The organism is Gottfriedia acidiceleris (assembly GCF_002128425.1).
GTDB lineage: Bacteria > Bacillota > Bacilli > Bacillales > Bacillaceae_G > Gottfriedia > Gottfriedia acidiceleris.
The window spans coordinates 167,028-180,619 of record NZ_NESS01000001.1 but is presented as its reverse complement, the minus strand read 5'-3'; the positions used below and the strand labels follow the sequence as shown (position 1 = coordinate 180,619).

The following is a 13,592-nucleotide window of genomic DNA, read 5'->3' as shown; positions in this document are numbered from 1 at the left end:
ATTTATAATACATTTTTAGGAGGAGCAACATGAATTCAAATATTGAAGTATTATCAACAACAAAAATTGAATATACTAGAGATTTATACAAAATTGTTGATAGTTTAAATCGTACTTTAAAAGAAAAAGATTTAATGTTTGGACTTGCACTTGATAAAGAAGATCAAGAATATGCGGTATTTACAATTTATCGAACATAAATGAGGTATATATGAAAAAATGGTTAGTCATCCTTGGATTAAGCATCATTTTTCTTTCATTATTTTTAATTGCCACATATCAATCATCAATTTCAAAGCTAAATGATGATAAAAAACATGCCGAAGAGCTTGTTTTAAAACAAGGGTATTTAAAATCCGTGGAACTATCTGATTATTTTCATGGAAAAGAACAAGCGATTGTTGTAAGTGGCAAAGATGATGCGAATAATGAAATGATCGCGTGGGTACAGGATGGAGAAGTTATTACACGAAAGAAAAGTGAAGGTTTGTCTCAAAAACAAATCATTGACAAAGTAGTCAGTGAGAGAAACCCAAAAAAAATACATAAAGTAAAGTTAGGAATAGAGAACAAAATACCACTTTGGGAAGTAGTATATATAGACCAAAATGGCCGATATAATTTTTATTACGCTGCTTTCGAAAATGGAGAGCTTTTAAAACGTTATAGTATTTAGGGGGAAATTTACAAGATGAAACTAGCAAAAAGAGTAAGTGCACTAACACCATCAACAACACTAGCTATTACAGCAAAAGCAAAAGAGATGAAAGATCAAGGGATTGATGTAATAGGATTAGGAGCTGGTGAACCTGATTTTAATACACCAGTTGAAATTATCGAAGAAGCTTATTCAGCAATGCTTAAAGGCCAAACAAAATATACTCCTTCAAACGGTTTACCAGCTTTAAGAAAAGCTATTTGTGATAAGTTATTGAAAGATCAAGGATTAACTTATTCGCCAGGAGAGGTAGTTGTAACAAATGGTGCAAAGCACGCACTTTACACACTTTTCCAAGCAATTTTAGATCCTGGTCATGAAGTAATTATTCCGACACCTTACTGGGTAAGTTATCCTGAGCAAGTCATCCTAGCAGAAGGTGTGCCAGTATTTATTAAAGGATACGAGCATCAACAATTTAAAGTAACTCCTGAACAAATTGAAGCAGCAATTACAGAGAATACAAAAGCGATCATTATAAATTCACCAAGTAATCCAACTGGCATGATTTATGATGAGCAAGAATTAAAAGCAATCGGAGAAATTTGTTTAAAACATGATATATTAATCGTTTCTGACGAAATATATGAGAAATTAGTATATGATGGTGCAAAGCATGTTTCAATTGCTTCATTAAGCCCTGAGCTTAAAGAGCAAACGATTATTATTAATGGTGTATCAAAATCTCATTCAATGACAGGATGGAGAATTGGATATGCTGTTGGTAATAAGGAAATTATCAATGCCATGACTAATCTTGCTAGTCACTCTACATCAAATCCTACTACAATGGCCCAAATCGCTACGATTAAAGCATATGAGTTAGGTGATAGTCCAGTTGAAGAAATGAGAGTAGCGTTTGAAGATCGTTTAAATAAAACTTATGAGCGATTAATTTCAATTCCTGGATTTAGCTGTATTAAACCGAATGGTGCATTTTATTTATTCCCAAATGTGACTGAGGCAGCTAAAATGGCTGGATATCAAAATGTAGATGAATTCTCTACTGAATTACTTGAAAAAGCTAATGTTGCGGTAATACCTGGTTCAGGATTTGGTTCACCTGACAATATTCGTTTATCTTATGCAACGTCTCAAGAACAGTTAGATAAAGCTCTAGATCGCATTGAGCAATTTATGAAAGCAAGTATCTTAAGTTAATTTCAAACAATTTGAAACTTATACTTTTGTTGTAATTATTTTTAAACAATGAAGCTAAGCAAATGCTTAGCTTTTTTTCATTAAACTTTTTTTGGATGAAATTTTAGCACAAAGAGCATGAAGTAAAACCATTCCTACGTTTATTAAACAGACAATATCCTTAATTAAATAATTTATTAGTTGGTTTTTTAAAAACCAAATAGATATACTAAAATAGAGGTGTGATTTACATGCCTCTATTTATTTTTATTTCACGGGTTTCTTTTACTGTTTATTTTATGTAATCATGCTATACTATGCTAGAGGTGTTCGAAGTGAATAATAATAGCATTCTTAACTGGATTCAATTTGGGAATCTTAGTATTCCAAATATACTTCTCAGTCATTATTCTTCTTTAAACATAAATGAAGAAGAACTAGTCATGATTCTACAGCTTTACTCTTTTCAACAACAAGGTCATACGTTTCCAACACCTACTCAATTAGCAATGATGATGTCAATAAATGAACAAAGATGCATGGAAGTAATTCGAGAACTTCTTAAAAAAGGTTTATTAGAAATAACGGAAGAAATTGACCATCACAATTTAAGATGTGAGGCATATTCACTAGCTCCATTATGGTTAAAATTAGTTGATTTTACCCAGAACGGTCAACAAGGTCAACAATCACAACAATCAAATGAACCTCATACAATTCCTTCAATAATTGAACAAGATGAGGAATCAATTTACTCAGTTTTTGAAAAAGAATTTGGTAGATTATTGTCTCCTTTTGAGATTGAAACTTTAACAATGTGGATGGACCAAGATGATCATAATGAAAAAATTATAAAAACTGCATTAAAAGAAGCAGTAATTAGTGGGAAATTAAATTTTCGTTATATAGATCGTATTCTTTTTGAGTGGAAGAAAAACGGAATTAGACAAGTAGAACAAGCAATAAATTATAGTAAACATTTTCGAAAAAAAGAAACAAGAGAACCACAAAACGAAACAAAGTATACAGGATCAATTCCTTTTTATAATTGGCTGGAAAAATAAAGCGAGGACTTGCTCCTCGCTTTATTGTGTAATAAATGAACCGAAATTTGATATTCAGACTAATTGCAACCACTTGAGTTTTAAGGCGTGAAGTTACCTTAAACGGTTAAATAGTACTTTGTAGGCAGTCGAAATGACGATGGAAGCGAGCGTTTGGTGGGAAATCTGAAGCGAGGACATGCTCCTCGCTTTTGTAAAGTAAGGAGTGTTATAAAATGTTAAACAAACAACAAATAAATGATGTGCTTAAAATAATAGGTGATATGTTCCCAGATGCACACTGTGAGTTAAACCATAAGAATCCGTTTGAATTAGTAGTAGCGGTTGCTTTATCTGCTCAATGTACTGATGTTTTAGTAAATAAAGTGACAAAAAATCTTTTTGAAAAATATAAGAAACCCGAAGATTACTTAAACGTTTCATTAGAGGAATTACAAAATGATATTCGCTCAATTGGACTTTTCAGGAACAAAGCAAAAAATATCCAGAAACTAAGTGAAATGATTATTAATGAATTTAATGGAGAAGTTCCACGTACTAGAGAAGAGCTTGTGAAATTACCTGGAGTTGGTAGAAAGACAGCAAATGTAGTAATGTCTGTCGCATTTAATATTCCAGCAATAGCTGTAGATACTCATGTTGAGAGGGTTTCTAAAAGGTTAGCTATATGCCGTTGGAAAGATTCCGTCTTAGATGTAGAAGAGACATTAATGAAAAAAGTTCCGATCGAAGACTGGGGAGTAACTCATCATCGTTTAATATTTTTTGGTAGATACCATTGTAAAGCCCAAAGGCCAAGTTGTGAGGTATGTCCTTTACTTGAAATGTGTAGAGAAGGAAAAAAACGAATGAAAGTGAAGAAAGTAAATGACAAACAGTATTTATAAGGATTTTATCGTTACACCATTTTATAAAGAAAATTTTAATGAACAAATAATGAATGAAGAAATTAAAATTAAAAATAAACCATTTTTCTATGAAAGCAATCAGATTCTAGTTAATAAGAGCTCTAATTTACCGAATGAAAGTGATGAGATTATAAAACAAATGATTATTGAGTGGAAAGAGGAATCTGAACATATTTCTAATTACTTTAAACAAAGGAATCGAAAACTAGCGTGTGAGCCGATGATAAGAGGCTTAGCTAATTTTATTTCAATTCTTACATGGATAAATGGCCAAATGCTGCTTAATTTAAATAATTTATTACATGAGTTAGATAAATTAAAGGTTAAACCAATCAATTTAGACGAACGTATTAGTTTTGTATTAAATCAACCTGATCACTATCACTCATTTATTCAACTTTCTGGCTTATATACTGAGATAGAAAAGCTTTATTATAAGCAAAAAATAACCTCCTCAAGATGAGGAGGCTTTTTTAGATTTAGGGTTAAATTGCCTATTTTTAGGCTTTACTTACAAAAGGCAAGGAAAGTCACTTCCGATTAAATTAAATAGTAAAACCTCCTCAGGAAATGAGGAGGTTTTTATTTTATGCAATAATATTACGTTCCAACTTATTAAATCGACTATTAGAATATGAGTCTGAGTTATACGAAGTTGGATTCGTATTATTAGGTTTAGATGGTTTAGTTGGCTTAGTCGGATCTGGTGTAGTAGGAGGTGTAGTTGGATTCGTATTACCATCTCCAGTACCGTCGCCAGTACCAGTGCCGTCACCAGTGCCAGTACCATCACCAGTGCCAGTACCAGTACCATCACCAGTGCCAGTACCAGTACCATCACCAGTGCCAGTACCATCACCATTACCAGTGCCAGTACCGTCACCATTACCATTACCGTTACCGTTACCATTACCGTTACCGTTACCGTTACCGTTACCATTGCCGTTACCGTTGTCGTTACCATTACCGTTGCTGTTACCATTACCGTTGTCGTTACCATTGCCGTTATTATCAGCTGGTGGGGTAGTAGGCTCTTCGGTCGTAGTTAAGTCTACTGTAACTGTAACCGCAGAACTCTTTGTATCGCCATTAGTTGCCACGATCGTAATCTTTACTTTGTTTCCAGCTACGATACCATTAATTTTTGCTGATGTTCCATTTACTTTTTGAGTTTTGCCTTTAACTCCATTTACATCATAATTTACTTCAAAAGTAGTAGAAGCAAGTAGCTCAGAAGGATACTGCCACTTTAACGAAATACTGCTCGTTTTTTCATCATAATTCGCTGTAACACTTTTAGCTGGATCTAATGTATCTGGTGTAGGCAGATCATCCATTTTTTCACCTTTAATATATAATTCGTCTTGAACTCTTACAACTGAACTTGGCTTATGAAACTCAGATGAACGATCACCTGTTGCCGCTAACATATCTCTTGCAATATATTTAGCTATATTTGTCGAAGTTTTACTTAAGTAATGACCTTCTTTATTTTTCTCATATCCAGTCCAAACTGAAACAGTAACATCTGGAGTATAACCAACAAACCAACTATCTCGAGTAGCGTTTGAAGGGAAGCCATACTTGTCTTTTACTTCTTGTGGGTAGTTTGTAGTACCAGTTTTACCTGCCATATCAAGACCAGGTACATTTGCTCTACCACCCGTACCGCCTGGAGCCTTAACAACATCACGTAGCATATCAGTAATCATATATGCAGTGTAATCGCTCATTGCTTGTTTTGGTTCAGGAGATAATACTTTTTCAGTTTTATCTTGATAGATTATTTTCGTAACTGCATGTGGTTTTATATAAACACCGCCATTACCGAAGGCTGCATATGCACCTGCCATTTCCATTGCAGATACACCTGTAAATCCACCAATTGCATGAGACTCATAAAAACTGTCCTTTTGGAAGTTAAACCCAAGTCCGTTACCAAATTCACGTGATTTGTCTAAACCAACTTGTTGCATTGTTTTTAAAGCAGGTATATTTCTTGAACCAATTAACGCTTTACGAATCGATAATTTACCTTTATAAGATTTATCAGCGTTTCGAATAGGTGTCCCATCAGAATATTGATATGGCTCATCAACAAGTTGATGGTTAGTAGACCATTTTAAATATTGAATCGCAGGTCCATAGTCTAGGATTGGTTTAATAGTTGAACCAGGTTGTCTTTTAATATCTGTTGCAAAGTTTAGACCGCCACTAGTTGTATTTCTTCCAGCACCTACTGCTTTAATTTCACCTGTTTTAGTGTCAGTTAATACAAAACCAGTTTGGAAATCATCACTTGGATAGAATTCAGATCCTCGATTAATAATTTCATCTGCTTTAGCTTGTGCTTTTGGATCTAAAGTTGTTTCAATTGTTAATCCATCTGTATTTATGTCAGCATCACCATATTTTTTAACCTCATCCATTACTACATCAATGAATGCTTGATACTTTGTTTGACCACTTTCATGAACTTTAACTAATGATTTCTCTGGAATCGCTTTTGCATTAGCATATTGTTCATTTGTAATAAAACCATATTTTTTCATTTGACTTAATACAACATTTCTTCTTGCTTCTGATTCAGCTGGATGTTTTGCTGGGTTGAAGTTATTTGGACTTTGTACCATACCAGCAAGTGTAGCTGCTTCAGGTAACGTAATTTTCGATAAATCTTTACTAAAATATGTTTCACTTGCTTTTGCTACGCCATAAACTCCTCGGCCTTTTAAACCATTTGAAAAATATACTTTATTTAAATACATTTCTAAAATTTGTTGTTTAGAATATTTTTGTTCAAGCTGGAATGACAAATACCATTCTTGTACTTTACGTTTAATTGTTTTTTGTGGAGACAAGAATGAGTTTTTGACAACTTGTTGTGTAATCGTACTACCACCTTGTGATCCAAACCCACCAGTAATATTAGCTAAAACTGCGCCAAGCACACGGCGGATATCTACACCCTTATGCTTATAAAATCGTACGTCCTCAGTAGCAATGAAAGCATCTTCTACTACTTTAGGAATCTCGTTATATGAAACTTTCGTTCTTTGTTCAGTTCCTAATTCAGCAATAACATTCCCATTTTTATCTAAGATCGTAGACGATAAAGGTACTTTTAACTTTGATTCATCAAGTTTAGGGGCATCACTTATTAAATAATAGAAAGTTCCAACTCCCCCTAGAATACAAAGTACTGCTAATGTCAATATTGTTAATGTAATCTTTTTCCATAAACCTTCACGTTTTTTGGGTTTGTCATTTGAAGGCTTTTCCATTTCCATTTGTTTTCGTTCTTGTCGAGAACTATACTCTTTTGCCATTTTTTTGTTTCTCCTGCCTTTCAAAATGAACTTAATGAAATTACTAAAATATTAAATTACAAAAAGTTCATCGATACATTTTAAGTAAGGAACAATGATTGGATAACTTGGTTTAAGTATTGTTCCATACTCTTTGCATTCTTCTCTAGAAATTGATTTTCTTCCACCATCTGTTTGCCTTTTCCAAAAGGTAAGAATATCAGTTGCTTTCATAAAATAAATTTCATTATATAATGAAAATTTTAATATGACAAACGAAATTCCACCGTGATTTAGTACATTTTCCATATGTTCAATTTGATGTAAATGGAAATTTTGTAAAGGAAAACTAGTCTTATTATTTGTTTCCTTAGCTTCAAAATCAATATACTTCCCTTTGTAGATGCCATTATAATCGGTTGTTGAAGGCTGCTTAAAGTAGGCTTCTCTAATAACTGCTGCGCTTCTTTTTGGATAGTCTACTTTTACGATTTGTACAGGTGTTGGTTTTTTATGTATGTTTGCAATGTTATTTGATAAATAATACGTATTAGTAGCATTTAAATCATCTTCAAGGGACTTTCCGCGATTACTATAAGTATTATTTGATTTTACTTGTGTTTCGTTATTTTTTTGGCTTTTTTGAACTACATTATTTTTTCTATTTGGGTACATTATTGTCATAAAACCAACTCCACCTTAATTTACATACAATTTGTATTATAGCACTAAAACAGATGTTCGTGTAAAAAAATACCAGATTGCTTGGGGTGAGTCAATGAATGCAAACCATGAAAGCTGGAAAGGTTTCATAAAAAAAAGAAGAGAAGACCATAATTTATCTCAGGAAGAAGCAAAACTTATTGATTTAATAAAGAAAGAAACCGTTAAATATAATGCAGATAATATTTCCAGGACAATTGCATATCAAGAATATTTTTTAAGACATAGTGAAATACAGTGGTCGTTTCTTGCAAGTATGGTGTCGCGGAATGCAGGATATAACATGACTGATTTGGAAAACCAAATTTTCGTTAATGGACTAAGTTCAAAACAAAGAAAACAGCTTTTTATGACGTATGAACGAGCAAATTGGATTATTTTTTTAGATGCATTTCCACAGTTACTTCTCTTTGAATATTCAAAAGTAAAAAATAAGCCTTTATTTTATTTATTGAAATATTTTTCAGTATCTAGTTTTATGGAAATTGAATGGGAGAAATATTGGACAGATCGAGATAAGAAAAGACTAGTCTATTCGTTAATCATTAACGAACAAAATATGATTGAGAAACCGGTTATTCAAAATAAATTTTTTAAAAGTGAAGTATTTAATTCTTTAGCATATAAACTTCAGGAGCAATTAAAACTTAGTTATGTAATATTTCCTTCAAGTAATGGGGAACTATACGGACTTGTTGTATATCGATTTGAAGATTTAACGAAAAGGATTCAAATTGGAAAACAATTATTTTCAATTTTATTTCATGAAGATTTACACAATGGATTTTTCGATTTTGCGAAGAAAACAATTCACACAGGCAGTAGGAGTGATTACGAAGAGTCAGTTGGAATCCCAAACTCAAATAATCCGAAATTAAGAGATGTCTATCCAATAATTCCTCACACACGTACTGCTCTAGATGATTGGTATACAAATAGTAAAATTTCAAATGAATGGTATGAAAATGAAGAGGTTATAAGCGGAGATAGTTTTAAGCAATCTTTTTTAATAAAGCAAGAGTTGCTTGGTTCGCTGTTAAAATTGAAATCAATATTTCAATAGAAATGCTAGTCCGTTTTGAAAATGTTCATATTTTTCAAATTGACTACGATATATTTCAACACTCTGAAAAAAGCTAGCACAAAAATGCTAGCTTTTTCTTCTAAATTGATTTTTCAATAGAACGATTGTCGATTAAATCAAGTGTTTCCTAATTTTTATGTAGCCGGGAAATTAGGACCGTCTAATTTTGGATTTCCGGTTTGTTGACTTTTACTTTTTTCTTGTTTTTTCTTTTTTTCATTTTTGTTTTTTGCCATTTGAAACACCTCCATGTTAATACCTTTCCCAATTCTGTTTACCGTTACAAGTTTTTTTGTCGAAAATATAGATGAAAATACCTTTATTCACTTTGTTTAGCGAAATAGTTCTAGTTTTGTCAGTGGGGAAGGAGGTAGGTGAATTGTTGTTGAATTTATTCTGTAAAGAAAATTTAGAAAATTAGGAAGAGGAGTTGAACTGTATGGAGTTAATTCAAAGAGATGATTTTTTTCGAGCAATTGATGAATTTTTAAATGAGGTTGAATTTATTGAGCACTCCTTAGCTTTAAGAATTAATCAAAAATGTGATGAAGAAAAGAGTTTACTTTTAAATAAGGTACAGTCAACAACAGTGCATCTTCATCATTTTGAAAAGAAAGTAAGTCAAGCAAAAGAGGGTGGTAGTTGGATCTCAACACCATTTTTAGGAAGACAATTAGCATTTAATATTTAATAAATAGATATAGTAGATGTTTGATTTGAATGAAGGGATAAAAGAATAAATGGAATTAAATAAAGCGATACACTTTTACAATTTAGTAAATGTGTATCGCTTTATTTCTTATTAATAGTAATATTTCCGATTTCTAAATTGGCTTACAAGCGCCAAAAAGTTCAAGTTCTTTAATTAATTCTCTGTAATGTTGAATAGTAACCTCACCATTTAGGTAATTTTGTTGTAAAAAGTCCATTAATTGATTAAAGTCAGTTGGTTCGAAACTTTTTGATGAAATAAACTTGCTCTTTAATTCTTGTAAAGTCATTATTACCCCTCCAACATTAAAATTTAATTAACAACTTGTATAGCTAAATAAAATGTACCATAAATATTTAAGATTTAAATTTTTTTAAAAATTTAAACTTCCGACATATTATGACAAATAGTGCATAAGATAATAGAAGTAACAGAATAGGCATTTGTAACATATTTATAAATGAGAAAACTTATAATGGATGTGAGAATATGAGATCTCAAATGTTTCCTCCAAATCATTCAGATAATAGCTTTGAGTGGTTTAGAAACCAAAATCAAATGATTGATGAGAATTTTAATTATCCAGAAATGAATCAATTATCTAATGAAGATCAGCGCTACTATGGAAATACAATTCAACCTTTTTCCCAAAATCCTACTATTAATACACAACAACAACCGCCAGTTCAATCGCACCAAACACAACCAACACAACCAACTCAACCAACACAACCACAAACACCTCAACCAATCCAACAATCACAGATGATTGAGCCATCTCCTTATGGGGGACCATCAATCCAAACTGGTGACTATGGTCAATGGAGTCAGGGCCAATATGCAGCACCACAACACTTTTCAATGCAACATCCTACTGTTTCGTATAACCAAGGGTATCAATATGATCCTAATTATTATGGAATGGTGCAAAACCAATATACACATATGCCAATGAACCATTCACTATTCGGTAATCAAACGAACTATTTAACTAGCCCTCAAAATCACCAGTATTCAATGCAGCCCCATCATGCTCAAATGTTACAACAAGGACCATTTACAACTCCACCAATGTTTGCTCCTAGTACACCATATCCAACTCAACCAAAAAAATTAAACCAGCAAAATAGTAATGGTCAATCATCTTTTCAATTTTCATCAATATTAAATCAATTCAAAAATGGTTCGGGTTCATACGATGTTCCAAAAATGATGTCTACTGCGGGTCAAATGATGAATACAATGAATCAAGTAGGTGGATTATTTAAACAAATTGGGGTTTTATTCAAATAAAAAAAGCCAGGGATCCCTGGCTTTTTTATGTTCTAATACCATTTTAATTACTATACTTTTAATCATTTCTAGATAAAGAATGTACAAGCTTGTAGCGATCTGCTCTGTAAACTGTCAATTCATATTCTAATACTTTGCCACTTCTTAAATACGTTGTACGATAAATTGCTAATACGGGGCAATTCAACGGAATTTCTAATAATTTCGCTTCTTCTTCAGAAGGCATTCTAGCTTGAATCGATTGATCGGCATATTGAATAGGATCAGGAATATTGGCATTTACGTAATCAAAAAATGATTTTTCTAGAACACTTTTATTTAAGTTTGGAGCTATTTCACATGACACGTGGATACTTTCAATAGACATAGGAATTGAGTCTGCTAAACGGACACGTTTAATAAAATAAATTGGATCGTTTTCTTTTATTTTTAGTATATTGGATAATACTTTATCAGAATTTAAGATATCAAATTGAACTAATCTACTACTTGGTTTTAAACCTCTTTCAATCATTTCTTCTGTATAACTATTTAATCTACTAATTTTTTTTTCAACTTTTTGACGACTAACAAATGTACCTTTACCTTTTTGTCTATAAACAATTCCTTCTTGAACTAAATTATTTAATGCTTGTCGTACGGTCATACGAGATATTTGGAATTTCTCTGAAAACTCTCTTTCTGATGGAATCAATTCATCAGCTGGGTATTCACCTGATGCAATTTTACATTTTATGTATTCTAATAATTGATGATAAATTGGTATTGGGGAATTTTTGTTAATCATTTTTTACTCCTTGAATTGCAATAATCTATATTTTATCTATATTTAAAACGATTTCATAACTCATTTTAAAGGAATAAAATGCTTTCGGCAAACATTGTATATACTCTCAAAAATCTGAATATTTAAACTTTTAAACTTTGTTAATTTTATAGTTGTGAAATATGTTCAAACCTAATAAAATAAAAAAGTTGACATAAAAGTATATTTAAGATATTGGAGAGGATAATTTTGAACAAAATACTTTTTTTATTTTTTTTCACAATTACATTAACATTAATCATTTTTACGAGTTTTAAACAAGCTTTATATGTAATTTTATCATAATTAAAATTTCGACGAAAAATTATAACAATAATATTCCTAACATATTAACTAGACTAAAAGGGAATAATTAATATATCCTCTATGAGCAGCAATCAAATATTGAAATATTGATCTTAAATTGTCTTAATAGATGATTTCCACTAAAACGATGACTACTATGGCAAAGTTAAATATTAGATTCCCTCAATATAAATTTCTACATTTGAATATTATTTTAAGTAAATGATTTTTGCGAGATAAATTTATTATTTAGTCGAAAACATTCATGATTTTAAACATGGGATGATTCGACTTCGGATACAGTATAGTTGAAAAAAATGTCAGATTATTCTACTATATTAATTAAGATAAAATCATTTCATATAATTAAACAAGAACGAATCTCGTGACTTTAGTCATGTGCAGTTCAATTGTTACTAAATAGTTGAAATAAAGCAAAGTATTAAATAAAATAAAATTTAATTTGTGGGAGAACTTATAGTTCTTCCTAATTTATTATTATGAGGTATTATGAAAATACTACTTATATCTGGTTATAAATCATTTGAATTAGGAATTTTTTCGAATAAACATGATGCAGTTAAATACATAAAAAAAGCAATAAAAAATAAAATACTATTATTTATTGATGAATTAGAATGGATTATTATTTCAGGGCAAATGGGTACTGAATTATGGGCTGCAGAAGTAGTATTCGAGCTTCAGCTTGATTATCCAGAATTGAAGTTGGGTATTTTTACACCTTACGAAGATCAAGAGAAAAATTGGAATGATGCAAATAAAGAATATTATAATGAAATCTTAATTGGGGCAGATCACGTCGACTCAATTTCAAGAAAACCATACGAATCTCCAGTACAGTTAAAAGCAAAAAATGAATTTTTAGTAAGCAAAAGTGACGGATGTATTTTATTTTACGATAATGAAAAAGAAGGTAGTCCTAGATATTTAAATGATTTAGCACAAAAGAAAAATGAATTATTTAATTATCCTCTAGAAATTATCACATTTGACGATTTACAAGTGATTGCAGAAGAGTCATATGAGAATGATGATAATAAATATAGGGAAATATAGAATAGATAATTGACAATTTATAAAGACTTTGAAAAAATAGAAGGTAAATATTTCTAAATGTTTTGGGGTGACACACATGGAATCAACAAAAATAAAACTAAGTATAAAAGATATCCTAAATAAAGAGTTTAAAGTTTCAATGCGAGGATATAATCAAGAAGAAGTGGATCAATACTTAGACACTATCATTAAAGATTATGAATCGTTTCAAAATCAAATCGTAGCCCTACAACAAGAAAATGCAAAATATAAAAAATTGTTGGAGGATCAAAAGAACACAGCTACACCTCCACCATCACCATTTAATAATACGAATACTGATGTTCTAAAAAGATTATCAAATTTAGAGAAGCATGTTTTTGGAAGTAAACTATTCGAATAATTTCAACTAAATTTATATTTTAAGAAAGCATTGCAAACTTAAGTATAATTTACTATACTAATAAATGTTCGT

15 protein-coding genes are annotated in these 13,592 nt (G+C 31.2%); 11 read left to right on the top strand and 4 right to left on the bottom strand.

Translation table 11 applies throughout. The features are described from left to right. Positions 1-29 precede the first annotated feature (29 nt). The 6 genes from B6K90_RS00895 to B6K90_RS00870 all read left to right on the top strand — a co-directional run bounded on the left by B6K90_RS00895 (position 30) and on the right by B6K90_RS00870 (position 4,293). Positions 30-200 (top strand): YpmA family protein, encoded by a 171-nt coding sequence (locus tag B6K90_RS00895; RefSeq protein ID WP_082459338.1) that lies wholly within the window; start codon positions 30-32, stop codon positions 198-200. An 11-nt stretch (positions 201-211) separates the two neighbouring features. Further along, the gene (locus tag B6K90_RS00890) at positions 212-676 is read left to right on the top strand and encodes a cell wall elongation regulator TseB-like domain-containing protein (RefSeq protein WP_088010665.1); all 465 of its coding nucleotides are present in this window, start codon (positions 212-214) and stop codon (positions 674-676) included. Between the two features lie 15 nt (positions 677-691). Further along, on the top strand, positions 692-1,879 hold the full coding sequence (locus tag B6K90_RS00885; RefSeq protein ID WP_088010664.1) for a pyridoxal phosphate-dependent aminotransferase: 1,188 nt from the start codon (positions 692-694) through the stop codon (positions 1,877-1,879). Positions 1,880-2,193: 314 nt separating this feature from the next. Beyond that, entirely contained in the window at positions 2,194-2,922 is a 729-nt protein-coding gene (locus tag B6K90_RS00880; protein WP_235821681.1) for a DnaD domain-containing protein, read from the top strand. A 215-nt stretch (positions 2,923-3,137) separates the two neighbouring features. After that, complete coding sequence (gene nth / locus B6K90_RS00875) at positions 3,138-3,809, top strand: endonuclease III (protein ID WP_088010662.1); 672 nt, start codon at positions 3,138-3,140, stop codon at positions 3,807-3,809. After that, entirely contained in the window at positions 3,790-4,293 is a 504-nt protein-coding gene (locus tag B6K90_RS00870; RefSeq protein ID WP_088010661.1) for a YpoC family protein, read from the top strand. The genes nth and B6K90_RS00870 overlap by 20 nt, the downstream gene beginning before the upstream one ends. 124 nt (positions 4,294-4,417) lie before the next feature. Here B6K90_RS00870 and B6K90_RS00865 read toward each other — a convergent pair whose 3' ends face one another. Both B6K90_RS00865 and recU read right to left on the bottom strand, forming a co-directional pair. Then, positions 4,418-7,159 (bottom strand): transglycosylase domain-containing protein, encoded by a 2,742-nt coding sequence (locus B6K90_RS00865; RefSeq protein ID WP_088010660.1) that lies wholly within the window; start codon positions 7,157-7,159, stop codon positions 4,418-4,420. Positions 7,160-7,210: 51 nt separating this feature from the next. Continuing rightward, entirely contained in the window at positions 7,211-7,822 is a 612-nt protein-coding gene (gene recU / locus B6K90_RS00860) for a Holliday junction resolvase RecU (RefSeq protein WP_088010659.1), read from the bottom strand. 94 nt (positions 7,823-7,916) lie between these two features. On the opposite strand from recU, the gene B6K90_RS00855 reads away from it, so the two are divergent. Both B6K90_RS00855 and B6K90_RS00850 read left to right on the top strand, forming a co-directional pair. Beyond that, entirely contained in the window at positions 7,917-8,924 is a 1,008-nt protein-coding gene (locus B6K90_RS00855) for a DUF2515 family protein (protein ID WP_088010658.1), read from the top strand. A gap of 460 nt (positions 8,925-9,384) precedes the next feature. Next, positions 9,385-9,636 carry a hypothetical protein gene (locus B6K90_RS00850; protein WP_088010657.1) on the top strand — a complete coding sequence of 84 codons (252 nt, stop codon included), beginning with the start codon at positions 9,385-9,387 and terminating at the stop codon, positions 9,634-9,636. Positions 9,637-9,769: 133 nt separating this feature from the next. Here B6K90_RS00850 and yppF read toward each other — a convergent pair whose 3' ends face one another. Next, the gene (gene yppF, locus B6K90_RS00845; protein WP_088010656.1) at positions 9,770-9,946 is read right to left on the bottom strand and encodes a YppF family protein; all 177 of its coding nucleotides are present in this window, start codon (positions 9,944-9,946) and stop codon (positions 9,770-9,772) included. Positions 9,947-10,146: 200 nt separating this feature from the next. Here yppF and B6K90_RS00840 point away from each other — a divergent pair, with 200 nt between their 5' ends. Next, positions 10,147-10,950 (top strand): YppG family protein, encoded by an 804-nt coding sequence (locus tag B6K90_RS00840; RefSeq protein WP_088010655.1) that lies wholly within the window; start codon positions 10,147-10,149, stop codon positions 10,948-10,950. 58 nt (positions 10,951-11,008) lie between these two features. On the opposite strand, the gene B6K90_RS00835 is transcribed toward B6K90_RS00840, so the two are convergent. Further along, positions 11,009-11,737, bottom strand: coding sequence for a GntR family transcriptional regulator (locus B6K90_RS00835; protein ID WP_088010654.1), 729 nt, complete (start codon positions 11,735-11,737; stop codon positions 11,009-11,011). A gap of 834 nt (positions 11,738-12,571) precedes the next feature. Between B6K90_RS00835 and B6K90_RS00830 the strand changes: the two genes are divergently transcribed. Then, a complete protein-coding gene (locus B6K90_RS00830; protein ID WP_088010653.1) occupies positions 12,572-13,138 on the top strand; it encodes a DUF1273 domain-containing protein in 567 nt (188 codons plus the stop codon). Between the two features lie 76 nt (positions 13,139-13,214). Then, on the top strand, positions 13,215-13,520 hold the full coding sequence (gene gpsB, locus B6K90_RS00825; protein ID WP_088010652.1) for a cell division regulator GpsB: 306 nt from the start codon (positions 13,215-13,217) through the stop codon (positions 13,518-13,520). Positions 13,521-13,592 lie beyond the last annotated feature (72 nt).